This window comes from Sphingopyxis sp. 10G20-10, assembly GCF_057365075.1.
Genome location: NZ_CP195117.1, coordinates 725,550 through 751,087 on the forward strand (window position 1 = coordinate 725,550; position 25,538 = coordinate 751,087).

The 25,538-nt window shown below is 63.1% G+C and carries 31 protein-coding genes and 1 pseudogene; 20 read left to right on the forward strand and 12 right to left on the reverse strand.

Annotated elements, in window-relative coordinates:
• Window positions 1-22: 22 nt before the first annotated feature.
• The 5 genes and pseudogenes from ACR3XE_RS03555 to ACR3XE_RS03575 all read left to right on the forward strand — a co-directional run bounded on the left by ACR3XE_RS03555 (window position 23) and on the right by ACR3XE_RS03575 (window position 3,508).
• Window positions 23-340, forward strand: a complete 318-nt coding sequence (locus ACR3XE_RS03555) for a DUF6127 family protein (protein ID WP_473698973.1) — start codon at window positions 23-25, stop codon at window positions 338-340.
• A gap of 278 nt (window positions 341-618) precedes the next feature.
• A pseudogene (locus ACR3XE_RS03560) lies at window positions 619-1,062 on the forward strand (HK97 family phage prohead protease); the annotation flags it as partial.
• A 76-nt stretch (window positions 1,063-1,138) separates the two neighbouring features.
• Entirely contained in the window at window positions 1,139-2,281 is a 1,143-nt protein-coding gene (locus ACR3XE_RS03565) for a phage major capsid protein (RefSeq protein ID WP_473698972.1), read from the forward strand.
• A gap of 280 nt (window positions 2,282-2,561) precedes the next feature.
• Entirely contained in the window at window positions 2,562-3,104 is a 543-nt protein-coding gene (locus ACR3XE_RS03570) for a head-tail connector protein (RefSeq protein ID WP_473698971.1), read from the forward strand.
• On the forward strand, window positions 3,101-3,508 hold the full coding sequence (locus tag ACR3XE_RS03575; RefSeq protein ID WP_473698970.1) for a DUF3168 domain-containing protein: 408 nt from the start codon (window positions 3,101-3,103) through the stop codon (window positions 3,506-3,508). The genes ACR3XE_RS03570 and ACR3XE_RS03575 overlap by 4 nt, the downstream gene beginning before the upstream one ends.
• Window positions 3,509-3,511: 3 nt before the next feature.
• Here the strand turns inward: ACR3XE_RS03575 and ACR3XE_RS03580 are convergent, their stop codons facing one another.
• Window positions 3,512-3,853: a ribosome-binding factor A gene (locus ACR3XE_RS03580; RefSeq protein WP_473698969.1), complete on the reverse strand. Its 342-nt coding sequence runs from the start codon at window positions 3,851-3,853 to the stop codon at window positions 3,512-3,514.
• Between the two features lie 46 nt (window positions 3,854-3,899).
• Here ACR3XE_RS03580 and ACR3XE_RS03585 point away from each other — a divergent pair, with 46 nt between their 5' ends.
• From ACR3XE_RS03585 to ACR3XE_RS03635, 11 genes are all read left to right on the forward strand, one after another.
• Window positions 3,900-4,307, forward strand: a complete 408-nt coding sequence (locus ACR3XE_RS03585) for a phage major tail protein, TP901-1 family (protein WP_473698968.1) — start codon at window positions 3,900-3,902, stop codon at window positions 4,305-4,307.
• The gene (locus ACR3XE_RS03590; RefSeq protein WP_473698967.1) at window positions 4,304-4,618 is read left to right on the forward strand and encodes a gene transfer agent family protein; all 315 of its coding nucleotides are present in this window, start codon (window positions 4,304-4,306) and stop codon (window positions 4,616-4,618) included. The genes ACR3XE_RS03585 and ACR3XE_RS03590 overlap by 4 nt, the downstream gene beginning before the upstream one ends.
• Window positions 4,619-4,800: 182 nt before the next feature.
• Complete coding sequence (locus ACR3XE_RS03595; RefSeq protein ID WP_473700373.1) at window positions 4,801-4,935, forward strand: phage tail assembly chaperone; 135 nt, start codon at window positions 4,801-4,803, stop codon at window positions 4,933-4,935.
• A complete protein-coding gene (locus ACR3XE_RS03600; RefSeq protein ID WP_473698966.1) occupies window positions 4,919-5,503 on the forward strand; it encodes a tail tape measure protein in 585 nt (194 codons plus the stop codon). The genes ACR3XE_RS03595 and ACR3XE_RS03600 overlap by 17 nt, the downstream gene beginning before the upstream one ends.
• On the forward strand, window positions 5,503-7,830 hold the full coding sequence (locus tag ACR3XE_RS03605) for a DUF2460 domain-containing protein (protein WP_473698965.1): 2,328 nt from the start codon (window positions 5,503-5,505) through the stop codon (window positions 7,828-7,830). Before ACR3XE_RS03600 ends, ACR3XE_RS03605 begins: the two co-directional genes overlap by 1 nt.
• Window positions 7,824-8,657 (forward strand): DUF2163 domain-containing protein, encoded by an 834-nt coding sequence (locus ACR3XE_RS03610; RefSeq protein ID WP_473698964.1) that lies wholly within the window; start codon window positions 7,824-7,826, stop codon window positions 8,655-8,657. Before ACR3XE_RS03605 ends, ACR3XE_RS03610 begins: the two co-directional genes overlap by 7 nt.
• Window positions 8,650-9,069 carry an NlpC/P60 family protein gene (locus ACR3XE_RS03615; RefSeq protein WP_473698963.1) on the forward strand — a complete coding sequence of 140 codons (420 nt, stop codon included), beginning with the start codon at window positions 8,650-8,652 and terminating at the stop codon, window positions 9,067-9,069. The genes ACR3XE_RS03610 and ACR3XE_RS03615 overlap by 8 nt, the downstream gene beginning before the upstream one ends.
• Window positions 9,070-9,096: 27 nt before the next feature.
• On the forward strand, window positions 9,097-11,283 hold the full coding sequence (locus ACR3XE_RS03620; protein WP_473698962.1) for a phage tail protein: 2,187 nt from the start codon (window positions 9,097-9,099) through the stop codon (window positions 11,281-11,283).
• 30 nt (window positions 11,284-11,313) lie between these two features.
• The gene (locus ACR3XE_RS03625; RefSeq protein WP_473698961.1) at window positions 11,314-11,766 is read left to right on the forward strand and encodes a DUF2793 domain-containing protein; all 453 of its coding nucleotides are present in this window, start codon (window positions 11,314-11,316) and stop codon (window positions 11,764-11,766) included.
• 130 nt (window positions 11,767-11,896) lie between these two features.
• Window positions 11,897-13,015: an OmpA family protein gene (locus ACR3XE_RS03630; RefSeq protein WP_473698960.1), complete on the forward strand. Its 1,119-nt coding sequence runs from the start codon at window positions 11,897-11,899 to the stop codon at window positions 13,013-13,015.
• A gap of 331 nt (window positions 13,016-13,346) precedes the next feature.
• Window positions 13,347-13,769 (forward strand): ExbD/TolR family protein, encoded by a 423-nt coding sequence (locus ACR3XE_RS03635; RefSeq protein WP_473700372.1) that lies wholly within the window; start codon window positions 13,347-13,349, stop codon window positions 13,767-13,769.
• A 25-nt stretch (window positions 13,770-13,794) separates the two neighbouring features.
• Here the strand turns inward: ACR3XE_RS03635 and ACR3XE_RS03640 are convergent, their stop codons facing one another.
• Window positions 13,795-14,331 (reverse strand): DUF1993 domain-containing protein, encoded by a 537-nt coding sequence (locus ACR3XE_RS03640; protein WP_473698959.1) that lies wholly within the window; start codon window positions 14,329-14,331, stop codon window positions 13,795-13,797.
• Window positions 14,332-14,371: 40 nt separating this feature from the next.
• The gene (locus tag ACR3XE_RS03645; protein WP_473698958.1) at window positions 14,372-16,183 is read right to left on the reverse strand and encodes an ABC transporter transmembrane domain-containing protein; all 1,812 of its coding nucleotides are present in this window, start codon (window positions 16,181-16,183) and stop codon (window positions 14,372-14,374) included.
• 177 nt (window positions 16,184-16,360) lie between these two features.
• Here ACR3XE_RS03645 and ACR3XE_RS03650 point away from each other — a divergent pair, with 177 nt between their 5' ends.
• Window positions 16,361-17,581 carry a polyhydroxyalkanoate depolymerase gene (locus ACR3XE_RS03650; RefSeq protein ID WP_473698957.1) on the forward strand — a complete coding sequence of 407 codons (1,221 nt, stop codon included), beginning with the start codon at window positions 16,361-16,363 and terminating at the stop codon, window positions 17,579-17,581.
• 16 nt (window positions 17,582-17,597) lie between these two features.
• On the opposite strand, the gene ACR3XE_RS03655 is transcribed toward ACR3XE_RS03650, so the two are convergent.
• Window positions 17,598-18,104 carry a hypothetical protein gene (locus ACR3XE_RS03655; RefSeq protein WP_473698956.1) on the reverse strand — a complete coding sequence of 169 codons (507 nt, stop codon included), beginning with the start codon at window positions 18,102-18,104 and terminating at the stop codon, window positions 17,598-17,600.
• 123 nt (window positions 18,105-18,227) lie between these two features.
• Here ACR3XE_RS03655 and ACR3XE_RS03660 point away from each other — a divergent pair, with 123 nt between their 5' ends.
• Window positions 18,228-18,779: a hypothetical protein gene (locus ACR3XE_RS03660; RefSeq protein WP_486185918.1), complete on the forward strand. Its 552-nt coding sequence runs from the start codon at window positions 18,228-18,230 to the stop codon at window positions 18,777-18,779.
• A gap of 39 nt (window positions 18,780-18,818) precedes the next feature.
• On the opposite strand, the gene ACR3XE_RS03665 is transcribed toward ACR3XE_RS03660, so the two are convergent.
• Window positions 18,819-19,214, reverse strand: a complete 396-nt coding sequence (locus ACR3XE_RS03665) for a YkvA family protein (RefSeq protein ID WP_473698954.1) — start codon at window positions 19,212-19,214, stop codon at window positions 18,819-18,821.
• A 24-nt stretch (window positions 19,215-19,238) separates the two neighbouring features.
• On the opposite strand from ACR3XE_RS03665, the gene dgcA reads away from it, so the two are divergent.
• Window positions 19,239-20,231, forward strand: coding sequence for an N-acetyl-D-Glu racemase DgcA (gene dgcA, locus ACR3XE_RS03670; protein ID WP_473698953.1), 993 nt, complete (start codon window positions 19,239-19,241; stop codon window positions 20,229-20,231).
• Here dgcA and ACR3XE_RS03675 read toward each other — a convergent pair.
• Window positions 20,226-20,690: a pyridoxamine 5'-phosphate oxidase family protein gene (locus ACR3XE_RS03675; protein ID WP_473698952.1), complete on the reverse strand. Its 465-nt coding sequence runs from the start codon at window positions 20,688-20,690 to the stop codon at window positions 20,226-20,228. The genes dgcA and ACR3XE_RS03675 overlap by 6 nt on opposite strands.
• Window positions 20,691-20,752: 62 nt before the next feature.
• Window positions 20,753-21,151, reverse strand: coding sequence for a VOC family protein (locus ACR3XE_RS03680; RefSeq protein WP_473698951.1), 399 nt, complete (start codon window positions 21,149-21,151; stop codon window positions 20,753-20,755).
• Window positions 21,152-21,285: 134 nt separating this feature from the next.
• Here ACR3XE_RS03680 and soxR point away from each other — a divergent pair, with 134 nt between their 5' ends.
• Window positions 21,286-21,753: a redox-sensitive transcriptional activator SoxR gene (gene soxR / locus ACR3XE_RS03685; RefSeq protein WP_473698950.1), complete on the forward strand. Its 468-nt coding sequence runs from the start codon at window positions 21,286-21,288 to the stop codon at window positions 21,751-21,753.
• A gap of 9 nt (window positions 21,754-21,762) precedes the next feature.
• Here soxR and ACR3XE_RS03690 read toward each other — a convergent pair whose 3' ends face one another.
• From ACR3XE_RS03690 to ACR3XE_RS03710, 5 genes are all read right to left on the reverse strand, one after another.
• Complete coding sequence (locus ACR3XE_RS03690; RefSeq protein ID WP_486186012.1) at window positions 21,763-22,155, reverse strand: nuclear transport factor 2 family protein; 393 nt, start codon at window positions 22,153-22,155, stop codon at window positions 21,763-21,765.
• Entirely contained in the window at window positions 22,071-22,361 is a 291-nt protein-coding gene (locus tag ACR3XE_RS03695; RefSeq protein ID WP_473698948.1) for a putative quinol monooxygenase, read from the reverse strand. Before ACR3XE_RS03695 ends, ACR3XE_RS03690 begins: the two co-directional genes overlap by 85 nt.
• An 80-nt stretch (window positions 22,362-22,441) precedes the next feature.
• Window positions 22,442-23,623, reverse strand: coding sequence for an acetyl-CoA C-acyltransferase (locus ACR3XE_RS03700; RefSeq protein ID WP_473698947.1), 1,182 nt, complete (start codon window positions 23,621-23,623; stop codon window positions 22,442-22,444).
• 54 nt (window positions 23,624-23,677) lie between these two features.
• The gene (locus tag ACR3XE_RS03705) at window positions 23,678-24,136 is read right to left on the reverse strand and encodes a MaoC family dehydratase (protein WP_473698946.1); all 459 of its coding nucleotides are present in this window, start codon (window positions 24,134-24,136) and stop codon (window positions 23,678-23,680) included.
• Window positions 24,137-24,232: 96 nt separating this feature from the next.
• Window positions 24,233-25,459, reverse strand: coding sequence for a mechanosensitive ion channel family protein (locus ACR3XE_RS03710; RefSeq protein WP_473698945.1), 1,227 nt, complete (start codon window positions 25,457-25,459; stop codon window positions 24,233-24,235).
• Between the last annotated feature and the right edge of the window lie 79 nt (window positions 25,460-25,538).

Sequence of the window (25,538 nt, forward strand, 5' to 3'; positions counted from 1 at the left end):
GGCGACGATAAAGGAAAGAGATATGCAGGATGAAGATATGCTGGCGCGGCTGGTCGCGCAGGCAGGGAGCGGTGTGCCCGGCGTCGGTGATGCGGCGGTGCTGCGCGCGTTGATCGAGGAAGCGAGCGAGCTGGGGGCGCGGCGGGCGCTGGCGCGGCTGGGGCTGGCCGATGAGGCGGCGCGCGATGACATTGGCGATCTGCGCCAGCTGCTCGGCGCATGGCGCGATGCCAAGAAGAGCGCGTGGAAAGCGGCGGTCGACTGGGCGGTGCGCGGGGTGCTGGCGGCGCTGGTGGTCGGGATTGCGGTGAAGCTGGGGCTGATGGGGTTGCTGCGGTGAGTTTGGCGCGGTCGGAAGTTGGTTCGCGCGGAGACGCGGAGGCGCGGAGAATTTTCGCTTCCCCGTTCGTGCCGAGCATGTCGGAGCCTGTCCCGAGTGCCTGCAAGGCAGTCGAAGGGCATTATCCTTTTTCTGTAACGGTTGAAAGAAATTGCGGTCCTTCGACAGGCTCAGGACGAACGGCAGAAAATATGCTGCCGCAATATCTTCTCCGCGCCTTCGCGTTTCCGCGTGAACAGAAGCAGCCGCTTAGATCGGCGGCCCCCACCCCCAACCCCTCCCCTGAAGGGGAGGGGGGCGTTCGGTTCGCGGGTTATGCCGCCATATTTGATCGGGTCGACCGGGGCGGGGATGTGGTGCGGCGGGGGGCTTTTGCGGCGAGTTTGCGGGAAACTCGCGGGGTGCCTTTGCTGTGGCAGCATCGGTCGGGCGCGGTGATCGGGGTGATCGAGACGCTGGCCGAGGATGCGCGGGGACTGCGCGTGGTGGCGCGGGTTTCGGATGTGACGGCGGCGGGGCTGGTGGCGCGCGGGGCGCTGAACGGATTGTCCTTTGGGTATCGGGTGAAAGCGGCGCGGGGGAATAATCCGCGCGAATTGCTGGCGCTCGATCTGGCCGAGGTGAGTTTGGTGGCGATGCCAATGCAGCCATGCGCGCGGGTGATTGCGGTGGATGTTGGTGATGGTCGAGAGGTCGCCTCACCCCCACCCAGCTTCGCCTAGGCGGCAAGCGCCAAGGCTTCGCAACCCTCCCCCATCAAAGGGGGAGGGAAGATGGTTCAATGAAGGAGTGACGGGTATGGAATTGGATATGGAAGTGAAGGCGGATGCGTTGGATGGGGCGTTTGATGCGGTTTTGGCGGCGGAGGCCGTGGATGAATTGAAGGCTTCGGTGTCGGCACTGCAGGCACAGGTGGCGGCGCAGTCACTGGCGGCGGGGCGTTTGCCTTTGGATGGGGCGAAGGCCGATGATCCGGCGCGCAGCGCCTTTGTTGACCGCTATTTGCGGCGCGGGGTGGATAGCGGCGTCGAGATGAAAAGCCTGTCGGGGGATAGCGGAGCCGAGGGGGGCTATGCGGTGCCGCGCGAAATTGACGGGACGATAGCGGCGACGCTGAAATCGCTGTCGCCGATCCGCAGTCTTGCGACCGTGGTGCAGACGGGGACGAGCGGGTATCGCAAGCTGGTCGCGACCGGCGCGACGGCGGCGGGCTGGGTCGGTGAAACGGCGGCGCGGCCCGAAACCGACACGCGCAGCTTTGCCGAAATCGCGCCGCCAACGGGTGAACTTTACGCCAATCCGGCGGCGAGTCAGGCGATGCTGGATGATGCGGCGTTCGATGTCGAGGGCTGGCTGGCCGACGAGATTGCGCGCGAATTTGCGGTGGCCGAAGGGTCGGCGTTTGTCGTGGGCAACGGGACCAACCGGCCCAAGGGCTTTCTGGATTATGCCAGCACCAACGAGAAGGATGCGGTGCGCGCATTCGGCACGTTGCAATATGTGGCGAGCGGCGCGGCGGGGGCTTTTGCGGCGTCGAACCCGCAGGACAGACTGGTCGAGCTGGTCCATGCGTTGCGCGCGCCCTATCGTCAGGGCGCGAGCTGGGTCATGAATTCGGACACGCTGGCGCGGATCCGCAAGTTCAAGACCAGCGACGGGGCGTTTATCTGGCAGCCGGGAATGGTTGCGGGGCAGGCGGCGACTTTGCTGGGCTATCCGGTGGTCGAGGCCGAGGACATGCCCGATGTGGCGGCCGACAGCCTGGGCATTGCATTCGGAAATTTCCGCGCCGGATATTTGATCGCCGACCGCGGCGGGACCAGCATCCTGCGCGATCCGTTCAGCAACAAACCTTTTGTGCATTTCTATGCAACCAAAAGGGTCGGTGGTGCGCTGGTCAATTCGGAAGCTATCAAGCTGATGAAATTCGCCGCCACCTAGGCGGTGATTTGGTGCCCGGCCCGGCCTCCCCTCACCCCCCCCCAAGGGGACAGGCCGGGCATCATATTCTCTCTCGCTAATCAGATTAGCGACCCCGATTTTCTGCCTTTTGAACAGGCCCTGCCGCCTTGCGCGGACAGGGCCATTTTTATGTCCTTTCGAGAGGATGGTGAGCCATGCCGACTCCCTTTTTTGCCGATCTGGCGCGCGTGAGCAATCGGATGATGTTGAGTGACGGGCAGGTCGATGGACCGTATGCGCCGACCCGGTTGGAGCAGTGATGATGGTTGTGAGTATCCCGACAGGGGAGACGCCCGTCAGCCTGGACGAAGCCCGCGCCTGGTTGCGACTGGGGGCGAGTGGCGAAGATGCGATTATCACGGCGCTGATCGGTGCCGCGACCAACATCTGCGAGGCCTTTATCGGCCAATGGTTGATCCAGCGCAGCATCGAGGAGGAGATGCCGGTCGGGCCTGTTGTCCTGCGGCTATGCAAGCGGCCTGTGGTCGCGGTCGATACGGTCATCGCCTTGCCGGGTGAAGAGGCCGAACTGGCGCTGGCGCCTGCCGACTATGATGTGACGATTGCGCGCGACGGGCTGGCGACGGTTCGTATCCTGAAGACGACCGGCGCGGCGCGGGTGCGGATCGGTTATCGGGCGGGGCTGGCCGAAACCACAGAGGCTGTGCCCGACGCCCTGCGGCAAGGAATCATCCGGATGGTGGCGCATCTTTATGCCGCGCGCGATGCGGTGGGCGGTGAACCGCCGACGATCATCACCGCGCTGTGGCAGCCGTGGCGGCGCGTGGGGCTGACGTTATGACGGGCGCGGTGCAGAGCGCGGAGGCCGCAGTGCGGGAGCGGGCTTTGGCGTTGTTGCAGGGCGATGCTGTGCTGGGCGGGCTGGTTCAGGGCGTGTTCGACGGTGAACCGCCGCGCGCGACGCCGCCCTTTGTCGCCATCGGCGAGGTTGAGGGGCGCGACTGGGGGACCAAGGATCGCGCGGGGCGCGAAATGCGCTTGTCGATCTTGTTGGTTGGCGTGGGGGACAGCCTGAACGGAGCGGCGGCGGCGCGGGTTGACGCGATGCCGGCTTTGTTGCGCGGTGTGGCGGCGGGCTGGACGATCGTTGGCGCGCGCACCATCCGCACGCGATTTGCGCGCGATAAAAGGGGAGGCTGGCGCCAAAACTGGGTCGTGCGGTGCCGCCTTCTGGTGGCGGTTTGAGCCTTAGTCTGCCGGGCGCGTGTTGGTGGCGGCATAGTCCATGAATTTATCGCCAAAATTCAGGTAATAATCATCGACCTGATCATTGGCGTCTTCCTCTGCATCGGCGGCGGAAAAGCCCGTTGCGCGATTGAGGGCGACGACAGCGGCGTGAAAGGCATCGCGCTCCTTGATGCAGACGGTTTTCACCGCTGCCTCATAATCGCTGTCCGACATTTTGGCGTCGAGCGATTTTACCATGTGGACGCGCAGGCACTTTGTGAAGCCGACCCGTGTTGTGTCGACCGTTTGCGACGGCGTGGCGACGGCGGCGGCCAAAGACAGAAGTATTGGAGCAAAAATCATCGTGCGACTCCCCGTGTCGATGGAATTTCTGTGAGGAGAATAGAGGATGGCAATCGAGAATGGGAGCGCTTTTTTGCTCAAGATTGGTGATGGTGCGACGACACCAGCCTTTCAGACCGTCGCGGGGCTGCGGACGACGCAGTTGAGCGTCAATGGCGAGGCGGTGAATGTCACCACCAAGGACAGCGGCGGCTGGCGCGAATTGCTGTCGGGAGCCGGTGTTCGGTCGGTTTCGGTGAGCGCGGCGGGGATTTTTACCGGATCGGATGCCGAAGTCCGGCTGCGCGGCCATGCTTTGTCGGGGGCGATCGATGATTATGAACTGAGTTTCGAAAGCGGCGAGCGGATGCAGGGGCGGTTTCTGGTCACGCGGCTGGACTATGCCGGCGATTATAATGGCGAGCGCAATTACACGCTGAGCCTGGAATCGAGCGGCGCGGTGGTCAGCCTGTGAGCGCGGCGGCGAATGGCTTGCGCGGCGAGGCGGCGTTGCGCGTTGGTGATGATGTGCTGGTGCTGCGTCCGAGCTTTGGCGCGTTGGTGGCGGCGGAGGCTGAGCTGGGGCCGTTGTTTGCGCTGGTCGAGCGGGCGGCGGAGGGCGGGCTGACGCTGGCCGAGTTGGCGGCGCTGTTCTGGCATTGCGTTCGGGATCGGCCCGACGGGCTGAGCCGCGAGGATGTGGGGGCGGCCGTGGTCGAGGCGGGGCTGGCGGGGGTGACGCCGGCGCTGCGCGTCTTGCTGGGCCAGATTTTGTCGGGACGGTAAGTGTGGGTGGTTTTGACCGCGAGGCTTGCGGCGTTGCGCGAGGGCGAGGAGCCCACCCCGCTGCGACTAACCAGCAAGCTGGTAAGTCTCGCTGCCCCTCCCCTGAAGGGGAGGGGAAAATCAGTGCTGTCGCGCTTCGTTTGTGCGGGGTGATGGCGCGGGTGGCGGGGTGGTTGCCCGAGGTGTTTTGGGCGGCGACGCCTGCCGATGTGGCGGCGGTTCTGGGCGGCTGGGTCGAGGATGAGGCGGCGGTGGTGCTGGAGCGCGGCGCGCTGGCGGCGATGATGGAGCAATTTCCCGATGAGCGATGCGATTGATGAAATGGTGGTGGCGGTGCGCGCCGACACCAGCGGGTTCCGGCGCGATATTGCGGCGATGCGCGCCGAACTGGGCGGGCCGCTGGTGTCGGGCGCCGAAGCGGCAGGGCGCGGGATCGAGCGGGCGTTGAGCCGTGCGATCCGCACCGGCAAGCTGGGGTTTGAGGATCTGAAGCGGCTGGCGCTGTCGACGATGGCCGATATTGCCCGCGCGGCGATTTCGGGCGGGATCGGCAGCTTGCTGGGTGGCGGCAAGGGGCAGAGCGGCGGTGGCGGCTTGCTGGGGCTGGGGTCGTCGCTGGCGTTGGCGCTGTTCGGGGCGCCGGGTCGGGCGACGGGCGGGCCGGTGAGCGCGGGGCGCGCCTATCGCGTCGGCGAGCGCGGGCCGGAGCTGTTTGTCCCGACGTCGAGCGGGCGGGTTGAGGCGGTGGGCAGCGGCGGCGCGCGCAACATTGCGATTACGGTGAATGTGCAGGGGCAGGCGGGGGCAGAGCCGCAAAGGCTGGCGCAAACGGGGCGGCAGATTGCGCGCGCGGTGCGGCGTGCGGTGGCGGAGGGGGACGCGTGATGGGCTGGGCCTTGGCGCGTGCCGAAGACCATCATCGCACGACGTGGTTGAAACGCTTTGATCCGCGCTATTGGACGGTCAATTTTGCGCGGCCGATGATGGCGAGCGTGGTGACGAATGGCGCAACGTCGCTGCGCGTCGATGCGGTTTTTTACCAGAAGCAGGATCTGGCGGGGTTGATCTGGGAGGCCGAGGACGGCTGGGACCATCCCCTGCTCGCCTATGAAACGCGGCGCGATTTCCGGCATTGCCAACTGGCGTTTCGCTGGCGGTCGGGCGGGGTGAAGGGGCTCGATGCGCTGCATGGGCCGACGCTGACCATCGAGGGGCGCGATGCGGGCGGCGCGGCGCGGTCCTGGTATGTGCGATTGTGGAATTATGCCGTGGGGTCGGGCGAGGATGCGGAGGTCAGCCTGGACTTTGACGCGCTGAACGGCGGATTTTTGCTGCCGGGCGAGGCGGACCCGGTGTGGGCGGGTGATATCGACCGGATGTTTATCTCGCTGGTGCCGCCTTCCTATGACGGCAGCGACGGAGTGTTGTCGGCGCCGGTCGAGGGCTGGGCCGAGATGAGCGAGATAAGCGTGACCGGATCGGGGTCGGTGCTGGCGCTGGGCGATGTGGTGATGCCCGAACATGGCGTTGGAATCGCGAGCGGATATGACGACAGTTACAATCTGACTCCGGCGCGGCTGGTGCGGCAGATGGTGCAATTGGGCTATCGCGGCGATGTCGTCCATTATGTCGGGATGAGCCATTATATGCGGCTCGAAGCCCTGGGCGGCGGATTTTATGTCAGTCTGGCGGGCGGGGTGCTCAATGGTCCGGCGGCGGCGTGGCATCGCGGCTTTGCGGCGGAATGTGCGGCGGCGGGGCTGGGGGTGATCTGGTCGCTGTCCTATGAAGTATTGGACGATTATTGCTGGAACGACTGGAAGCAGCGCGATGCGGGCGGTGCGCCTGCGCTGACCGGATGGGTGCCGCCGTCGACCTTGTTATCGCCCGCCAATAGCGCGGCGATGGGATATTTGCAGCAGGTGGCGCGGGCCTTTGTGGCGATTGGGGGGGACGCGGGGCTGGCGCTGAAATTTCAGGTGGGTGAGCCGTGGTGGTGGGTCGACGCGGGCGGCAGGATTTACGCCTATGACGCCGCGACGACCGCTGCGCTGGGCGGTGTCGGCGTGGCGATTGCCGATGTGCGCGGGAGTTTGGATGCGGGGCAGCGGGCGATGCTCGATGCGCTGGGCGTGTTGCTTGCGGCTTCGAGTGCGGGGCTGGTTGTGGCGGCGCGCGAGGAGGCGGGCGCGGCGGAATTGGTTAGCCATGTGCTGGTCTATCTGCCCGGCGCGCTCGATCCTGATGCTCCCGAGGTGCGGCGCGCCAATGTGCCGACGGGATGGGCGTCGCCCGCGTTCGATGTGTTGCAGCTGGAGGATTATGACTGGGTGACCGGCGGGCGCGGGGCCGAGACGGCGGGTGCGCGCGCGGCGATGGCGGCGCGGCTGGGCTATCCGGTTGATGGGCAGCATTATTTTTCGGGCTTTGTGCTGAACCCCGAAGATCGCGGGCAATGGGCGGCGATTGCCAAGGCGGCGGATGAGGCGGGGCGGGCGGGTGTGGCGCGCACGTTCCTTTGGGCGCTGCCGCAGGTGGCGCGCGACGGCTTTGTGACTTTTGCGGGTGAAGAGGAGGGCGATGTGCAGGCTTTTGATGCGGTGGATTTCCCGCTGGCAATCGGGCTCGAGGCGCTGGTGGTGACCGAATTTTCGACCCAGATCGTGAGCTCGCCCGGCGGGCATGAGCAGCGCGCGAGCGAGTGGGCCGATGCGCGGATGCGCTATGATGCGGGGCCGGGGGTGCGCTCCGAAGAGGATGTGCGGCGATTGAGCGAGTTTTTCCGCGCGCGGCGCGGCGCGGCGCGGGGGTTTCGGTTTCGCGATCCCTTTGATGCGAGTTCGGCGGGGGATGGCGCGGAGGCGGGGCCGCTCGACCAGATTTTGGGGGTTGGTGACGGCAGTCGACGGCTATTCGGCTTGCGTAAAAACTATGGTGTTGAGGGCGAGGCGCAGGTGCGGGCGATCCGGCTGCCGGTAGCGGGAAGCGTGCGGGTGGCGGTGGATGGTGTCGAGACCGACGCATTTTCGCTGACGACGGAGGGCGAGGTGCTGTTGGAGGCGGCTCCGGCGGCGGGGCTTGCGGTCAGCGCGGGCTTTTTGTTCGATGTGCCGGTGCGCTTTGCCGAGGATCAGCTGGAGGTCAGTCGTGCGACCTTTTTGGCGGGTGAGCTGGCGCATGTGCCGCTGGTCGAGGTGCGGTCGCCATGGTGAGCATGGGCCTGACGGCGGCGCCCGACTGGCTGCGTGAAGCGGTGGTGACGCTGGCGTGGTGCTGGCGGCTGGCGCGGCGCGACGGGGTCGTCATCGGGCTGACCTCGCATGATCGCGATCTGCTGCTTGATGGGCTGATTTATCGGGCAGCGCCGGGGATGAAGCCGTCGGCGCTGGAAACGAGCGATAGCCTAGATGCAGGCACGATGGATCTGGAAGGCGCGATCAGCAGCGGTGCGATTGCCGGTGATGATCTGGATGCGGGTCGGTGGGATGGCGCGCGGTTGGTGCTGATGGTGGTGGACTGGACCAATCCCGCACCCTCGCCGGTGGTGGTGGCGCGCGGCGAGCTGGGGACGGTCGAGCGGCGCGGCGCGGCGTTTACAGCGGAGTTGATGGGGGTGACGGGGACGCTCGACCGGCCGGTGTGCCCCGCAACATCGCCAAGCTGTCGTGCGGCGCTGGGTGATCGGGCGTGCCGTGTTGACCTGTCGCCGCGCACCCATGTCGGGCAGGTTGTCGCGATGGACGGGCGGGCGGCGACGCTGGCCACGGCGATGAGCGCGGATCTGGCCTTTGGCGCGTTGGTCTGGCTGACGGGGCGCGGGTGCGGGCTCAGCAGCCCGATTGTCGGGCATGACGGCGCGGTGTTGCAATTGGCCGAGGTGCCGCCCTTTGCGCTGGAATTGCCGGTGCGGGTGCGGCTGGTCGAGGGGTGCGACAAACAGCTTTCGACCTGCCGCGACCGCTTTGCCAATGCGGTGAATTTTCGCGGCGAGGCGCATCTTCCGGGCAATGATTTGCTGACGCGCTATCCCGGTGGATGAAGTGGGCGAGGCCGTCTTTGCGGCGGCGCGGGCGATGGTCGGGGTGCGGTTTCGCGCGCAAGGGTTTGATGCGGCGACAGGCGTGGACTGTGTCGGGCTGGTGTGGGCGGCCTATGCGGTGGCGGGCGTGAAGTTGGTGCGCCCGCGCGGCTATCCGCTGCGGGGATGGTCGCGGGAACGGATTGCGGGGGCGTTGCGTGGGGCCGGATTGGCGGAGACGGTCGAGCCTTTGCGCGTCGGCGATGTGGCGTTGCTGGAAATGGGTGCGCGGCAGTTTCATCTTGGGGTTTTGGGGCGTGAGAGCTTGATTCATGCCCATGCCGGATTGCGGCGGGTGGTTGAAGCGCCGTTTGATGATGCGGCGCGGGCGACTGGGCGGTGGCGGCTGCGGCCTATGCCCAAAAGCAGCTGAATTTAATGATATTATAGGAGGTTGGCGATGGCGACTTTGGTGTTGACGGTCGTCGGCGGGGTGCTGGGCGGGCCGGTGGGGGCGGCGGTGGGGGCGGCGTTGGGGCAGCAGGTCGATGCGCAGATTTTCAAGCCCAAGGGGCGCGAGGGTCCGCGACTGGCCGATTTGAAGGTGCAGGCGTCGACCTATGGCGTGCAAATCCCGCAGTTGTTCGGGACGATGCGCGTTGCGGGAAGCGTGATCTGGGCCACCGACCTGATCGAGCGCAAGGCCAAGAGCGGCGGCGGCAAGGGGCGGCCTTCGGTCACAGACTATAGCTATTCGGTATCGCTGGCGGTGGCGCTGTCGTCGCGGCCGATTGGCGCGATCCGGCGCATCTGGGCCGACGGCAATTTGCTGCGCGGGACGAGCGGGGCGTTTCAGGCGCGCTGTGTCTTTCGGTTTTATGACGGGAGCGAGGATCAGGCGGTCGATCCGTTGATCGCGTCGGCGGTGGGCATGGCGTCGGCGAGCGCGTTTCGCGGGCTGGCCTATGCGGTGTTCGAGGATTTGGAGCTGGCGAGTTTCGGCAACCGGATTCCGTCGTTGACCTTCGAGGTCGAGGGTGATGCGGGGGCGGTCGATAGCGGGAGTATTGCGGGCCTGTTGGCGCAGGAGCCGGAGCGATTTTCGGGGGCGTTGCTGGTCGATGGCTATGCCGCATCGGGTGACCGGTTGCGTGATGCGATTGCTCCGTTGGTCGATGCCGATGCGATGGGGCTGGTGAGCGGTGCGGATGATTGGCGGATTGCGCCGCCCGCGCTGGCGGGGGAGCCACTGGCGATGGACGGTTTTTTGGCAGCGGGCAGGGCGCTGGAAGACAAGGATTTTATCGAAAGACAGCGCCGTCCGCTGAGTGCGCTGCCCGGCAGTATAAGGCTGCGTCATTATGAACCGGCGCGTGATTATCAGCTAGGCCAGCAGACGGCTGCGGTCGCTGGCGGCGGGGCGCGTGAGCAGCGGGTCGATTTGCCCGCAGTGCTGGCGGCGTCAGCAGCGCGGGCGCTGGCGATGCGTCTGGGCGCGGCGGCGGGTGACGGGCGTGAAAGGGTGCAGGTCGCGGGTGATCTGGCGGCGCTGGCGCTGCCGGTCGGCGCGGTGGTGGCGACAGATGTGGGCGCGGAAGCAAAATGGGTGCTGGCTAGCCGGTCGGTCAAAGACGCAGCGGTGACGTTGGAGATGCGGCGCTATCAACCATTGGGCGAAAGTGGTGCGAGCGCCGCGCCGGGTGATGCAGTGGTTGCGCCCGACTGGCCAGCGGCGACGGGAACCGTGCAATTGTTCGATGTTCCGGGTCTGGGCATCGAGGCGGCGAGCGCGGCGCAGATTATGGTTGCCGCCGCCGGAAGCAATGACGGCTGGCGCGGCGCCGACCTGTGGTTTGTGCCCGCGCCCGATGCGCCGGGCGAGCCGATCGGGCTGGCGCGTCCGGCGACGGCGCTGGGGTCTTTGTCTGCGCCTTTGCCGCGTGGATCGACAATGGTGATGGACAGGGTGAACAGCGTCGACGTGGCGTTGGTCAATGTGTCGATGACGCTGGAATCGGTGAGTGAGGATCGGCTTTGGGCGGGCGCAAACCGCGCCATGATTGGCGGCGAGCTGATCCAGTTTGGTGAGGCTGCGCCGCTGGGGGATGGGCGGTGGCGCTTGTCACACTTGCTGCGCGGGCGTGGTGGGACCGAAGTTGAGGCTGGACCACATGCGGCCGGCGCGCCTTTTGTCTTGCTCGATGATCCGGCGCTTGTCCTGTTGCCCGCCGAGGCGGCGCTGAGGGCGGCGTCGGGGGAGAGTCAGATCGAATGGGCGGCGCGCAATGCGACGGAGATGACCGAGCTGGCCGTCCCCGATACCCAGATCGCGCTGCGCCCCTTGTCGCCTGTGCATGGGCAGATGGTGTCTGACGGCAGTGGCGGCGCAACGCTGCGCTGGGTGCGGCGGAGCCGGATGGGCCTGTTATGGCGCGATTTTGTCGATGCAGGTCTGGGCGAAAGCCGGGAGGCGTGGCGGATCAGCCTGTCGCCGCCGGTGAGCGGTATCGGCCCGTGGGATAGCCCGACCAACGCGCTGTATCTGTCGCCCGATGACCGCGCCGCCATTCCGGCGGGGACGGTCGCGGAGATCAGGCAGGTGGGGGATTATGCCCTCTCCTTACCGCTGATGATGGCAATCCTCTGATTCAAGGCATTTTATTGGGAGAATGAGAAAATGACCGATCCGCAGACTTCAGCCCGATTTGGCCTGCCATTTTTGTCTGTCGGGCAGGCGCAGAAAGAAATATCGCATAATGAAGCGCTGACGTTGATCGACGCGCTGGTCCAATGCAGTTGTGAAGCGGGACCGCAGGTTACGCCGCCTTTGGCGCCATCGCCGGGGCAGTGCTGGATTGTTGGCGGAGGCGCAACGGGGGACTGGGCCGGACAGGATAACGCGATCGCGCTGTGGAGTGACGGGGGCTGGCGTTTTGTTGCACCGCGACCCGGAATGCGATGTGTGCGGCTCTCGGATAGGAAAATACTGCGGTTCGAGAGCGATAGCTGGGTCGTTCCTCCAGTTTTGGCAGCCCCTACCGGCGGTGCGACTGTTGATTCGGCCTCTCGAGACGCCATTAATGCCCTGTTTGGAGCGCTCGCTAGCCAAGGCTTGTTGATTTTGGGCTGAATTTTCTTCTGCAATGGCCCAGAGTGCGACTTTTTAGCAACAGATTTGCGATTTGTTGTCTTGCACGGAACCAAAGGCACGAGTAGGACGTCTGTCGAGAACTATATCTCAATTGAAAGGGGAATTTACTATGAGGAAGCTTGCCGTCGCCGTGGCGTTGGCCTCCACAGCCCTAGCGTCGCCTGCCTTGGCGCGCGACGACTCCTGGTATGTGGGTGTCGGTGGAGGTGCCATGCTGGTCGAGGACTTGAACCTCGATATTGGCACGATCAACAATGCAGGCTCGCTGGATCATGACACTGGTTATGATTTCGAGGGTACTGTAGGTTATGATTTTGGCGGATTCCGCGCCGAAGTCGAAGTCGGATATCGCCAAGCTAGCGTTGATTCCGGCGCATTTAATGCTCCTGGCATTCCGCAATCTGCTAACGGTGCAGGACCTCTGTTTACGGGCCGTACGGCTATGAACGGTGATGTCAGCGCTCTGAGCTTTATGGCGAACGGCATGTTCGACTTTGGTGACGACGACGGCATCCAGGGCTTTGTTGGCGGTGGTGCCGGTGTGGCTCGCGTTGACGTTTCCCCGGTTTTCGCCGGTCCGTTCATCAATGACTCGGACACCGGTTTTGCATGGCAGGCCATTGCGGGCATTCGCGCTCCTTTGACCAGCAATTGGGACGTTGGCTTTAAGTATCGCTTCTTCAACGCCGACAATGTCGATCTGGTTGATCAGGTTGGTCGCAACGTGTCGACCCGTTTCCGTTCGCATTCGCTGCTCGGAACGCTGACCTATAACTTTGGTGGTCCGGCTCCGGCTCCGGCTCCGGCACCTCCGCCGCCGCCGCCGCCTCCGCCGCCTCCCCCGCCGCCTCCGCCGCCTCCGCCGGCTCCGGTGTGTGCGCCTGGCCCGTACATCGTCTATTTCGACTGGGATCAGTCGAATATCACGCCCGAAGCGGCGGCGACGCTGGACAACGCCATCAGCGCTTACAACCGTGGTTGCACGGGGCAGCAGGTCATGCTGGCAGGTCACGCTGACCGGTCGGGTCCGGCCAAGTATAACGTCGGTCTCTCGCAGCGTCGTGCTGATGCGGCCCGCAGCTATATGACGGCTCGCGGTATCAGCGATGGCTCGATCAGCGAACAAGCCTTCGGTGAAAGCCGTCCGGCCGTTGATACGCCCGATGGCGTGCGCAACGACCAGAACCGTCGCGTGGAAATCACTTACGGTCCCAACTCGGGCATGTAAGAGCGGTTTCCACTCCCGAACGGGATGGAACGAAAAGAAGGGCGGCACCGTAAGGTGTCGCCCTTTCTTTATGGGTGTAGGGCGAGCGGCTCTTGGCGCGCAGGCGATGGCGTCGCCCGAGAAACGAAGCCGTGGTTTGTGGCGCAGGAACAGATATTGGAAGCAGGCTGAGGTTGGCGCGCGTTTTTGCAATTGATCTTGCAATGTGAAAATTATGTTATACCATCACATCTAGGGCAATCAGGATCATGTGATAGCCCTGTATCAATGGGGTAACGGGCGCCTGACGCGACGCCGCAGATGCTCCGCTCCCCGAGATGGGAGAGACGTGATGCGCCGCCGCCGCAGTATCTTTCGCACCAGCCCCGATGCCGATCCGATCATCAACACAACGCCGCTGATCGATGTCATGCTGGTCATGCTGGTGATGTTCATCATCACCACCCCGCCGCCGCACCATATGGTCGATATTACCCTGCCCAGTGATGGTCCGATGTTGCCGATTGCCGACCAAAATCATGTCACAATCGACACATCGGACATCATCCGCTGGAATGATGACGCCGTCGATCTGGCGCAGCTGGGCCAGCTGGTGAAGGCCGCCTCAACGCGGGCTGAACCGGCCACGATCCTGTTGGAACCCGACGCCCGGGCGCGATATTTGCGCGTCGATCAGGCGATTGGCGCAATCCGGCGCAACGGGAGCGAAAGCATCGCCTTTCCGGGGATTCACGCGTATCGCAATCTGATCTAGCGTGGCCTAACCCACGCGTGACCTGTCAGCCGGTCGGCATGGTGCCGGGGCGCAGGTGGCGCATCATATAGCTGGCAAAATCGGCTTTGCCGAGCGGCACACCAGCCTGTCGCATCACGGCATAGGCCGCCATGATGTGGAAATAGAATTGCGGCAGCGCCCAGTCGCGAACATAGTCGGCGGCGCTGAGGTCGAACGCCATAGCATTGGGCAAGTCAAAGCTGACCGTGCGGGTGTCGTCGCTGCCCAGCGCGGCCGGATCCAGCGCCGACAGAAAGTCGATTGCGGACGCAATCTGCGCCTTCATTCCCGCAAAATCCGTCGCATCTTCTGCAAATTCCGGCGCGCCCGTGGCGCCGAGGCGGGTCACCGCTTGAAGTGCTTGCGTGCAGGAAAAGCGGATCTGGGTCGAAAGCGGGAACATGTCGGGTGCAAGCTGCGCCGCCATCAATTGCGTCTCATCCTTGCCATTGTCGGCACCCCAAGCCCGCGTCTTGTCGAGTTGACCCGAAAGCGCGCCGAGCGCGTTGGTGTAGGCGGGGACGGTCTGGCTGTGCAGCATCCGATGTGATCCTTTGATGGTGGGGGAGGTGATGCGTGGCTTATGCCACCGCGAGATTGTCCTGAAATTGCAGGCGCGCGAGGCGGGCATAGAGGCCGTCGGCGGCGACCAGATCGTCATGCTTGCCTTCTTCGACAATCGCGCCGTCGTCCATAACGATGATGCGGTCGGCGGCGCGGACAGTCGCGAGGCGATGGGCGATGACGATGGTGGTGCGGTCGTGAATCAGCCGGTCGATGGCATCCTGCACCAGCCGTTCGGACTCGGCATCCAGCGCCGAGGTGGCTTCGTCGAGAAGCAGGAGCGGTGATTGACGCAGCAGCGCGCGCGCGATGGCGATGCGCTGGCGCTGCCCGCCCGAGAGGCGCGCCCCGCCTTCGCCCATGAACGTATCGAGGCCGTCGGGGAGTTTGCGCAAAAATTCCTCGGCATTGGCGCTGCGTGCGGCTTCCCACAGCGCGTCGTCGCTGGCGTTCCAATTGCCATAACGCAGATTGTCACGCGCAGAGGCCGCAAAGATCACCGTTTCCTGCGGCACCATGGCAATGCGCGCGCGGACGTCGGCAGGATCGGCCTCGGTCAGCGGCACGCCGTCGATGCTGATGGTGCCCGCTTGCGGATCGTAAAAGCGCTGGGCGAGCTGGAACAGCGTCGATTTTCCCGCGCCCGACGGGCCGACGATGGCGACGGTTTCCTGCGGGCGGATCGCAAGCGAGAAATCCTTTAGCGCCGCTGTGTCGAGGCGGGTCGGATAGCGAAATTCAACCCCGGAAAATTCCAGCTCGCCGCGCGATGGTTCGGGTAGCGCGCGCGGATGGGCGGGGGCGGCGATGCTGGCTTCGGCGTGAAGCAACTCGCTGAGCCGTTCGGCCGCACCGGCCGCGCGGAGCAAGTCGCCATAAACTTCGGTCAGCGCGCCAAAAGCACCGGCGACAAGGCCGCCGACCAGCACGAAGGCGGCGATTGTGCCGCCGGTCAATTTTCCCTCTGCAACGTCTGTGGCCCCATACCAGAGCAGGGTCGTGATGGCCCCAAACAGCAATCCGATGACAATGGCGGTCATCATGGCGCGCAAACGAATGCGGCGGCGGGCGGTGGCGAAATTGGCCTCTACTGCGGTGGTGAAGCGACCGGCTTCGCGCGTTTCCTGACCAAAGGCCTGAACGATTTTCATCGCGCCCAATTGCTCGGCGATGGTAGCGCCAATGTCGGCGACACGATCCTGGCTGGTCCGCGACAGATTTTGCAGACGCCGGCCGAGCAGGACAATCGGCAGGACAATCACCGGAATGCCGAGCAGCATACCCGCGGTCAATTTTGGTGAGAGCCAGAAAAGATAGGCAATACCGCCAATCCCCATCACGACATTGCGGAGCGCGACAGAAACGGTGGTGCCGACCACCTGTTCGATGATCGCGGTATCCGATGTCATCCGCGAAGCGATTTCCGACGGGCGATTTTCTTCGAAAAAGGCGGGGGCGAGGCGCAGTAGGTTGCTTTGCACCGCCTGGCGAATGTCGGCGACGATGCGTTCGCCCAGCCAGCTGACGAAGTAAAAGCGCGTCGCGGTCGCCAAGGCGAGCACGATAACTATGACATAAAAGACACGGAAAATGGGCGACACATCACCGCCGCCGGCGACAAAGCCGCTGTCGATCATGGTTTTGAATTGATAGGGAATGGCGAGGGTCGCGAAGGCCGCGACGCCAAGCGCAATGGCGGCAATGACCAGCTGACCGGGATAATGTCGGGTATGGTCCCAGATCATCCGTAGGCTCCCCAGCTTACGGGAGCGCGGTTCGGCTGCATCGGACGCTGGGGGCGGGGCGGACGTAGCGGTTTGTTTTGCCATCGCCGATGCCTCTAGCAGCCTCTTTGTCACCGCTCAACGTCGCAAAGTGGCGGCCCGCTTCAAAGTCTATGAAGTTCGGCAAAATGATGCATTGCACAATGAGACTGAAGCCCTAAACTGCGGGCCAAACACGGGGGTGCGATCCGCGCACTGCGACGAGATCAGGAATAAATTTCAATGCTATATCATGCCTTTGACCTGCAAAAGAGCTGGCTTGCCGGTGCAAGCGCGATGGCGACGGCGGGCGCGCAGGTCATCCAACATCCAGCGAATCCGCTGGGATATTTCGGGGGCAGCCCGATGTTCGGATCGGCGCTGGAAGTCTTTGCCCATGCCGCAGCGCCGCGCGGAAAGCCTGGTTTTGACCTGTATGAAACCGAGGTTGATGGCGAGATGGTGCGCGTCACCGAAGTCATCGAAGCGCGCAAGCCCTTTGGCCAGCTCAAGCATTTCCAGCATAAAGGCAGCAAGGATGCGCCTAAATTGCTGATCGTTGCGCCGATGTCGGGTCATTATGCGACCCTGCTGCGCGGGACGGTCGAGCGCATGTTGCCCGGCCATGATGTGTGGATCACCGATTGGCGCGATGCGCGCAATGCGCCGCTGTCGGCGGGCAAGTTCGATCTGGATGATTATGTCGATTATCTGATCGGCTGGATGGAGCATATCGGCCCCGGCGCGCATATGCTGGCGGTGTGCCAGCCGTCGGTGCCCAGCTATGCCGCCGCCGCGTTGATGGCCGCCGACAAGAATAAGTGCCGCCCCAAAACACTGACCATGATGGGCGGGCCGATCGACACGCGCGCGGCGCCGACGGCGGTCAACACCCATGCAACGACGCGGCCCTATGCCTGGTTTTCCGAAAATGTGATTGCGACGGTTCCGGCCTATTATCCGGGTGCGGGGCGGCGGGTCTATCCCGGCTTCCTGCAGCTGGCCGGATTCATGTCGATGAACCTTGGCAATCATATGATGAGCCATTGGGAAATGTTCCGGCACCTGGTCGATGGCGACGGCGACGGCGCCGACAAGACCAAGGATTTTTACGACGAATATCGCGCGGTGTGCGACATGACCGCCGAATTTTACCTGCAAACCGTGGATGTGGTGTTCCAGCGCCATTTGCTGCCCAAGGGGGAATATGTCCATCGCGGACGGATTGTCGATCCGGCGGCGATGACGGACATTGCGGTGTTGGCGATCGAGGGCGAGCGCGATGATATTTCAGGCATCGGCCAGACCAAGGCGGCGCTGACGCTGGCCAAACAATTGCCCGCGACGCACAAGAAATATCTGATGGCCAAGGGCGTCGGCCATTATGGCATTTTCAACGGCCGCAAATGGCGCGACGACATTGCCCCGGTGGTTGAAGGCTGGATCCGCAAGCACGGCGGCTGAGCCGCAAGGACGGGCGCTAAATCAACGGGTCATAGGACCATTGTAGCAGCGCCTGTCGCTGGCGCGGGCGGCAGAATATGTCGCCCGGGGCGCAATTGGCGCGAATTTGCCCCGCATGACGCGCGAAGCCGCGCCAGCGCTTAATCTGTATCGCATCGATGTCCGGCAGCCGGCGGCCGAGATAATAGCGGCAATACCATTGAAACCAGCCGCGCGGGTCGGGGCCATATATCCAGCCCTTTTCCTGCCACACGCTGAGCGGCTGACGGCTTTTGATGCCGAAATAGTTGAGGTCGGGGTCGGGCGTGTCGCTGATTTTTGCCTTGTCGAACCAGCTGGCCGGAAATTCATCGCGGCAATCATTGCAATATTTGCCCTCGAACACGCCCATTTCGAGCATCTCTTGCGGAGAGAAAAAGGGCGTGAAGTCCGCTGCAAAATCTTTGCCGGTCGGGGCCGTCAGTTCATAATGGTAATCCGTCTGCATCCTGTCGTTGACGGTGATGATCTGACCAATGGGCATGGTGATGACAGTAGGTGTAAATTCTTGTCAGAGCTAGGCGCTGGCCTTCGTCAACAAAGTCTTGACACGATGCAGTCAATAATGCATTGACGAATCGTCAACATAAACTTGACGGAGGACAAGATGAAAATTACCGAACAACAGAAAATCCGCGAGAAGACATCGGCTCTGGTTCTTGACTGGGCGAGCAGTCACGAGCCCCCTTTTACCGGCGAAACGACCGAGGGCTTCGCGGACGCCATTATCGTCGCCCATCTTGTCGCCGATGAAGGGCGACTGAGTCTCCATCGCTGGATCGATGCGGCGCGCCGGACGGGATTGACCTGGACCGAGATTGGCGATGCGCTGGGCATCTCCAAACAGGCGGCCCAGCAACGCTTTCGCATGATCGATTCTGACGATGATCGGGACGCCAGCGACGGGGAAGAGATTGTCCGGCTTGGCGCGACGGCGTTTAACGAAATGAGTATCTTGCGCGATGAGGGACGCAAGGGGAACGAGCTTATGCGGACCGGCGCCCTAAAGCTGGTGTTTCGGTCGACCCCCGATCAGTGGGAATATCGCCGACGGATTGGACCCGTCGCGATGTTGGGCGAAATGGAAAAAGCAGGATGGACCTATGTGTCGAGCTGGATTCCCTTTCACTATTTCAAGCGGAAAATAGCCACTGATTGATCGGGTTGCGCCTTTTCCGGAGCCGTTTCGGCGGCTGGATCAATGCCAGGGCGAGGTGCGGACGCTCCAATAGACGATCCATAACAACAATGCCCACAGGATGAGGATGATCGCCATGCCCAGCCGACTGGATGGACGCTCGCTGGCGATTTCGGCGGCGGCGTGGAGTTCGGCCCATAGGTCGCGGGGTATCATGCGGCGTACTGCCCATAGCCCCAGCGGTACGATCAACAGATCATCGAGCCAGCCGAGCACCGGAATGAAATCGGGGATGAGGTCGATCGGCGACAGGGCATAGGCGCCGACGCCGAGCGCGAGCAGGCGCGCGATCATCGGTACGCGCGGATCGCGCGCGGCGAGCCATGCGGCGTGCGCTTCTATGGCCAGCCGGTGGGCCAGCTCGCCAATACGCGTTGCAAGAGATTTGCCGACCATCGCGAGGCATCATAAGGCGATGCCATGGACTTCCAACTGAAAAGCGTGGGCATCGAACATTGGCCGGTCGACGGAGCCTTTGTGATTGCGCGTGGGGCCAAGACTCAGGTCGATGTCGTGGTGGCCAGCGTGGAAGGCGGCGGGGTGACGGGTCGCGGCGAGGGCACGCCGATTTATTATCATGGCGAGAGTGCGGAATCGTGTCGCGATGCGGTTCGGACGCTGGCTGGGCAGCCGCTGAACCGTAAGAGTCTGGCCACTCTGTTGCCTGCGGGGGCGGCGCGCAATGCGCTTGATTGTGCTTTGTGGCAGGCCGAAGCGAAAGCGGCGGGTCAGCCGGTATGGGAATTGGCAGGACTGCCGTCGCCGCAACCGTTGCTGACCGCCTTTACCATCTCGCTCGACCGGCCCGACGCGATGGGCGATGCGGCGGCGCGCGCGGTGGCGAAGGGCTATTCGCTGCTCAAGCTCAAGCTGACGGGTGAGGGGGACCGCGCGCGGGTCGCGGCGGTACGAGCGGGCGCTCCCGATGCGCGGTTGATCGTCGATGCGAATGAAAGCTGGACCGAGTGCGATGTCGCTGCCGAAGCGGCGGCGCTGCTGCCGTTCGGGGTCGCGCTGATCGAACAGCCGGTCGCGGCGGGGCGCGATGCGTTGCTCGATGGGGTGGCGTCGCCAATTGCGTTCGCTGCCGACGAAAGCTGCCACACCCGCGCCGATGTGCCGCAGCTGATCGGGCGCTATCAGGTGGCGAATATCAAGCTCGACAAGGCGGGCGGGCTGACCGAGGGAATCGCGCTGGCTGATGCCGCCGAAGCGGCGGGGCTGGACCTGATGGTCGGCTGTATGCTGTCGACCAGTCTGGGCATTGCGCCCGCCTTTGCGCTGGCGCAGCGGGCGACATGGGTGGACCTTGACGGGGCCGCGTTGTTGGCGCGCGACCGGACGTGCGGGTTCAGCTACGAAGGCGGTCGGATTGCTGCGCGAGAGTCGCAAGACTGCGCGCCGTGTCTATAATGCCACTTTGACATGCTGACCCAGATCGCTGGCTGTTATCGCCATTCCGGTGGCAAGTTTGAATGTGTCCTTGAGACTGGGGTCGGAAGTCCAGATTTCCGCATCTTTAAGGTCGTATCGCAAGAGCAGAAGTTCGGGGTCATCCTTGCCGCCCTCGTACCAGGACTCGACGCTGTTATCCCATAATTTGTCGAGTATGGCGCGGTCGGTTTCGGGGACCAATGTGCCGGAAATGCAGGCAAACAGGCTGTGATCCTTTGCGGCGAATTGCGCCATCGCCGGGCCGCCGCCCGCGAGGCGATTGTCCTTGCGCGTGAAGAACCAGAAGGCGCTGTGCGCCTCTTTGTCGAGGTGCGCACTCATCGGGATGCTGTGGCCGTGCTGGCCTTCGAGCCCGACCATCAGATGCGGGCTGTCGAAGAGGGATATCCAGAATTTGGTCTTGATGTCGTTGCTCATGGTGCGGGCCTCCTGTGGGTGGATGTTATCAAACCAACGCCACAGGAGGGGATATGTTGCGATTATCCGCCCGATTTCGGGGTGGCATAGCTGATGACTTCAAATTCGATGCCGTCGTGATCGAGGAAATAGAAGCGGCGGCCGGGGTCATAATCGCCGTGGCTGAACGGGGTCAGACCGGCGGCGATGACGCGCGCCTCTGTGGCGTCGATGTCGTCGACCTGTATGCCGATATGCTGGAGCGGCTCGCCCTTGGGGTAGCGGACGTTGGCGTGCTGGCCGTCGGGTCCGGTGTAAAAGGCGATATAGGCACTTTCGCTGCCGACATGGATGGTGGTCCCCGCGTTGAGCGACGGCCCGCGCCAGCGCTCCTTCCAGCCGAACAGCGCGGTCATCAGTGCGGCGCTGCGGTCGGGGTTGCTGGCGGTGATGTTCACATGCTCGATAAACGGTTGCGTCATGGGGAAAGCCTTTCGATTCGGGTTGACGCGATGATTATGCAAGCTCAAGTTAGGTTTAGGTCAAGAGGAATTTTCTGTCGCATGGTTTGCGACCCGCTGCGTGAGACATGGCATTGTAATCGAAGGGAAAGGCAATGAACAAACGCGACCTGATCGCGATTGGTGAATTGGCGACGCGGACGGGGGTCGCGGTGTCGGCGATCCGCTTTTACGAAGCCAAGGGGTTGATCGAAGCCTTGCGTAGCGCAGGCGGGCAGCGACGGTTTTTGCGCGCCGACATCCGCCGTGTCTCTTTCATCCTGATCGCGCAGCAATTGGGGATGAGTCTGGACGAGATCGCCACCGAACTGGCGCAGCTTCCCTCTGGACGCACCCCCAATGCCGCCGACTGGACGCGGATCAGTCAAGGGTTGCGGACACGGATCAGCGGACAGATTGCGGCGCTGGAGCGGACGCGCGACCTGCTCGACGGCTGCATCGGTTGCGGTTGTTTGAGCCTGAAAAAATGCGGGCTGTATAATGTCCACGACAAGGCGGCGCAGCGCGGGGCGGGGCCGCGTTATGTGTTGGGGGATCGGGCCGGAGAAATAGCGGAGATTTGAGGGGCGGGCCTAGAGCAGCCCCGTCTGTTGGCGGTATAAATGGGTGTCGGCATATTGGACGAATTTGCTCATCCGTCCGTCACGCACAGTCCAGACATGGCAAAAAGGCGTCGCGACCTTGCCGCCGTCGCCGCGATAGACGCCGAACGCGACCGCACGGTTGTCGCCTAGCGGCAGGATTTCACCGGGGGTGGCGGAGAAGCCGTCGACTTGCGCGCCGATGGGGCCAAAAACTTTCTCGGCGATCTGGGCAAAGCCATGCCACACGCCGCCATAGGGCATCCCCTCGGCCTCATGCCATTCTGTCTTCCCCCAAGCTAAACTGCGCCGAGCGTTTCCACTTCGGGTGCTCCGGCCATGCAGGGGCCGAGGCGTGCGCCGATGCTTTTGAAATGATCCGATGCGCGGTGGGCTTCAAGAGCCGCCTGATCGTCATAACATTCGAGCACTTTATAGACGCCGCTATCGTCGGTGCGGAACAGGCGGTAATAGCTGTTGCCTGCTTCGTTCGCATGGACGGCGGCGACGAGTTCGGCGAAGATGGATTCAAATTCGGCTTCCTTGCCGGATTGCACGCGCAATATCGCGATAACGCCGATGGCACTCATAATCACTCTCCCCCGCAGGGCGCGCAATGGCCCTAAAGGGTCGGGCTGGCCCTAATGGACCGGCCCGACCCCAAGTGGCATCAGAAAATTTCGAACAGGCCGGCGGCACCTTGGCCGCCGCCGATGCACATGGTGACGACGGCATATTTGGCGCCGCGACGCTTGCCCTCGATCAGCGCGTGGCCGGTGCAGCGCGCGCCGGTCATGCCAAAGGGGTGGCCGATCGAGATCGAGCCGCCGTTGACGTTCAAAATGTCGCCCGGAATACCCAGCTTGTCGCGGCAATAGAGCACTTGCACGGCAAAGGCTTCGTTGAGTTCCCACAGGCCGATATCGTCCATTTTGAGGTCGAAGCGTTCGAGCAGCTTGGGAATGGCATAAACGGGGCCGATGCCCATTTCATCCGGCTCGGTACCCGCAACCGCCATGCCGACATAGCGGCCGAGTGGGGTCAGGCCGCGTTTTTCGGCGACCTTGGCTTCCATGACGACACAGGCCGATGACCCGTCGCTGAGCTGGCTGGCGTTACCCGCAGTGATCGTGTGGCCCTCGCCCATCACCGGTTTGAGCGATGCCAAGCCTTCGAGCGTGGTGTTGGGGCGGTTGCAATCATCCTTGTCGGCGGTGACGTCCTTGAAGCTGATCTCACCCGTTTCCTTGTCCTTGATGGCCATGGTGGCCTGACAAGCGATGATTTCATCGTCGAACTTGCCCGCTTCCTGCGCGGCGGCGGTGCGCTGCTGCGACTGGAGCGAATATTCGTCCTGCGCTTCGCGGCTGATATTATAGCGTTTGGCGACAACCTCTGCGGTGCCGATCATCGGCATATAGGTGTCGGGGTGCATCTTGATCAGTTCGGCGTCGGGTTCGATGAAAACCTTGCCGCTGCCGCTGACTTTCGAGATGGATTCGACCCCGCCCGCGACGCAAATGTCCATGCGGTCGGTGATGATCTGCTTGGCGGCGGTGGCGATGGTCATCAGGCCCGACGAGCATTGGCGATCAATCGACATGGCGGGGACGGTGACGGGCAGGCCGGCGCGCAGCGCGATCAGACGCGCGACATTGGGGGCCTGCGATCCTTGCTGCATCGCGGCACCAAAGACGACGTCGTCGATTTCGCCGCCATCAAGACCGGCGCGCTCGACGGCCGCCTTGACCGAGAAGGCACCAAGGGTCGGCGAGGTGGTGTTGTTGAATGCGCCGCGACCGGCTTTGACGAGCGGGGTGCGGGCGGTGGAGACAATGACGGCGTCACGCATGATGAATTTCCTTTTGGTTGCGTTTGGAGGGGCCTTAGCTGGGGAGGAAGCCGCCTAAACGAAAAACTGGCTGATCCATTCGGCGATCAGGGCAGGCTTATCCTCGCCTTCGATTTCGACCGACACTTCGGTGGTTTGTTGCCACTGGCCGGGACGTTTTTCGATAAGTTCGAGCAATTTGACATGGCTGCGGACGCGCTTGCCCGACCGGACGGGCGACAGGAAGCGCACTTTGTTGCAGCCATAATTGACGCCCATTTTGACGCCGCCGACTTTGGGGCCATCGGTGCTGGCGCCGAGCCTGGGCATCAGCGAGAGGGTCAGGAAACCGTGGGCGATGGTGCCGCCGAACGGGGTTTGCTTGGCCTTTTCCACATCGACATGGATGAATTGATGGTCGCCAGTGGCATCGGCAAATTTGTTGATCATATCCTGATCGACAAGCACCCATTCCGACGTGCCAAGATGCTCGCCGACTTTGGCCTGCATCTCTTGCGGCGTGATGGTGGCCATATATTTTCCCCTGACAAAGCGTGTGAAGGCCCGCTTTTTAGGCCTGTCAGGCCGTATTGCACAAGGGCCATGCGCTGCACCGCCCGCGCCGTAGCGTCAGCCCGCTTTGGGGGCGGTCCCCTTTGGCGGCTTCATCGTGATGCTTTCGGCATAGGGGAGAATCATCTCTCCGTCCGGGGCCGCGGTAAAGGTCGTTTGGGTCGGATAGGCAAAGTCATAGCCCGCCTTGCTCATGGCGTCGAAAATATGGACGCCGACGTCCGAACGTGCGGCGGCGACAATGTTGTAATTGTCGCTGTGAACATCGAACAACAGTTCGAAATTCAGGCTGGAATCGCCAAAGCCGGTAAAGCTGGAGCGGACAAATTCATGCCCCGCATCCTCGACCTGTTTTTGCAGCAGGGCGGGCAGGGCGCGCAGCATGTCGGGGCTGGTTTGATAGATGACGCCGACCGGCAGCTCGATCCGCCGCCGGCTGAGATGCGCGAAATTGGAAATTTCCTTGCTGAGTAAATTGGTGTTGGAGACGATCAGCAATTCGCCGTTGACCGACCGCAGCCGCGTGCTTTTTAGACCGATGCGTTCTACGGTTGCGATGGTATTGTCCCATTTGATCGTTTCGCCATTGCGGAACGGGCGGTCAAAGATGATCGACAGTGCCGCGAACAGGTCAGAGAATATGCCCTGCGCGGCCAAACCGATGGCGATGCCGCCGACGCCAAGACCAGCGACCAGCCCGGTCACATTGACCCCCAGATTGGCGAGAATGACAATCGCGGCCACCGCGAACAGCGCAATGCTGATCAGCAAACGGATGATGCCCATCGCGTTGACGAGCGTTTCATTGTCGCCCTCGTCAGCGCGGCGCTGAATCAGGCCCAGCACGATCTCGCGCGCCCAAATGGCAACCTGCATGACCGCTGCGACGATAAAGATCAGGTCGATGACATGCATCAGCAGCGTGGGCGGATCGGCATAGCCAGCGACCAATCGAACAGATACGACTGCGAGGACCAATGATTTGGTTTTGTGGACGACGCGCAAGATGATTTCGGTGAGCGTCAACTCGCCTTTGGTTTTGCGGGCATGGCTGAGCGCCCAGCGGCGCAGCAAGGACAAGGCGAAATAGATGAGCAGCCCGGCGACGATGGCAATGCCGATCTGCAACCAGTGGCTGTCAACCCAGGCCAGGCTGTCGTGCCACCAAAGGCGCAACTGTTCTTCGGGAGGCAATTCGGTTTTGGGGGAAGCGGCGGTCGTCAGCCAGAATTTTTGCACATCAATCCTCTTGTTCGATAGCGAGCCATCATATTTTGGCGCCATAGCGTGATATCAAGGCCGACGCACCCCGCAATTGGGGGGGATGACGGCGCGGGGGTGCGCGAAGCGGCCTCTTCGACCT

Excerpts from the sequence above, each read along its gene's own strand:
- ACR3XE_RS03680 (WP_473698951.1), bottom strand. The coding sequence starts at position 21,151 with ATGACGCAACCGTTTATCGAGCATGTGAACATCACCGCCAGCAACCCC.
- dgcA (WP_473698953.1), top strand. The coding sequence starts at position 19,239 with ATGGACTTCCAACTGAAAAGCGTGGGCATCGAACATTGGCCGGTCGAC.
- ACR3XE_RS03650 (WP_473698957.1), top strand. The coding sequence starts at position 16,361 with ATGCTATATCATGCCTTTGACCTGCAAAAGAGCTGGCTTGCCGGTGCA.
- ACR3XE_RS03625 (WP_473698961.1), top strand. The coding sequence starts at position 11,314 with ATGACCGATCCGCAGACTTCAGCCCGATTTGGCCTGCCATTTTTGTCT.
- ACR3XE_RS03675 (WP_473698952.1), bottom strand. The coding sequence starts at position 20,690 with ATGAGCAACGACATCAAGACCAAATTCTGGATATCCCTCTTCGACAGC.
- soxR (WP_473698950.1), top strand. The coding sequence starts at position 21,286 with ATGAACAAACGCGACCTGATCGCGATTGGTGAATTGGCGACGCGGACG.
- ACR3XE_RS03580 (WP_473698969.1), bottom strand. The coding sequence starts at position 3,853 with ATGATTTTTGCTCCAATACTTCTGTCTTTGGCCGCCGCCGTCGCCACG.
- ACR3XE_RS03645 (WP_473698958.1), bottom strand. The coding sequence starts at position 16,183 with ATGGCAAAACAAACCGCTACGTCCGCCCCGCCCCCAGCGTCCGATGCA.
- ACR3XE_RS03635 (WP_473700372.1), top strand. The coding sequence starts at position 13,347 with ATGCGCCGCCGCCGCAGTATCTTTCGCACCAGCCCCGATGCCGATCCG.
- ACR3XE_RS03575 (WP_473698970.1), top strand. The coding sequence starts at position 3,101 with ATGACGGGCGCGGTGCAGAGCGCGGAGGCCGCAGTGCGGGAGCGGGCT.
- ACR3XE_RS03585 (WP_473698968.1), top strand. The coding sequence starts at position 3,900 with ATGGCAATCGAGAATGGGAGCGCTTTTTTGCTCAAGATTGGTGATGGT.
- ACR3XE_RS03620 (WP_473698962.1), top strand. The coding sequence starts at position 9,097 with ATGGCGACTTTGGTGTTGACGGTCGTCGGCGGGGTGCTGGGCGGGCCG.
- ACR3XE_RS03640 (WP_473698959.1), bottom strand. The coding sequence starts at position 14,331 with ATGCTGCACAGCCAGACCGTCCCCGCCTACACCAACGCGCTCGGCGCG.
- ACR3XE_RS03695 (WP_473698948.1), bottom strand. The coding sequence starts at position 22,361 with ATGAGTGCCATCGGCGTTATCGCGATATTGCGCGTGCAATCCGGCAAG.
- ACR3XE_RS03705 (WP_473698946.1), bottom strand. The coding sequence starts at position 24,136 with ATGGCCACCATCACGCCGCAAGAGATGCAGGCCAAAGTCGGCGAGCAT.
- ACR3XE_RS03565 (WP_473698972.1), top strand. The coding sequence starts at position 1,139 with ATGGAATTGGATATGGAAGTGAAGGCGGATGCGTTGGATGGGGCGTTT.
- ACR3XE_RS03660 (WP_486185918.1), top strand. The coding sequence starts at position 18,228 with ATGAAAATTACCGAACAACAGAAAATCCGCGAGAAGACATCGGCTCTG.
- ACR3XE_RS03570 (WP_473698971.1), top strand. The coding sequence starts at position 2,562 with ATGATGGTTGTGAGTATCCCGACAGGGGAGACGCCCGTCAGCCTGGAC.
- ACR3XE_RS03700 (WP_473698947.1), bottom strand. The coding sequence starts at position 23,623 with ATGCGTGACGCCGTCATTGTCTCCACCGCCCGCACCCCGCTCGTCAAA.
- ACR3XE_RS03655 (WP_473698956.1), bottom strand. The coding sequence starts at position 18,104 with ATGCCCATTGGTCAGATCATCACCGTCAACGACAGGATGCAGACGGAT.
- ACR3XE_RS03665 (WP_473698954.1), bottom strand. The coding sequence starts at position 19,214 with ATGGTCGGCAAATCTCTTGCAACGCGTATTGGCGAGCTGGCCCACCGG.
- ACR3XE_RS03610 (WP_473698964.1), top strand. The coding sequence starts at position 7,824 with ATGGTGAGCATGGGCCTGACGGCGGCGCCCGACTGGCTGCGTGAAGCG.
- ACR3XE_RS03555 (WP_473698973.1), top strand. The coding sequence starts at position 23 with ATGCAGGATGAAGATATGCTGGCGCGGCTGGTCGCGCAGGCAGGGAGC.
- ACR3XE_RS03605 (WP_473698965.1), top strand. The coding sequence starts at position 5,503 with ATGGGCTGGGCCTTGGCGCGTGCCGAAGACCATCATCGCACGACGTGG.
- ACR3XE_RS03600 (WP_473698966.1), top strand. The coding sequence starts at position 4,919 with ATGAGCGATGCGATTGATGAAATGGTGGTGGCGGTGCGCGCCGACACC.
- ACR3XE_RS03710 (WP_473698945.1), bottom strand. The coding sequence starts at position 25,459 with ATGGCGCCAAAATATGATGGCTCGCTATCGAACAAGAGGATTGATGTG.
- ACR3XE_RS03630 (WP_473698960.1), top strand. The coding sequence starts at position 11,897 with ATGAGGAAGCTTGCCGTCGCCGTGGCGTTGGCCTCCACAGCCCTAGCG.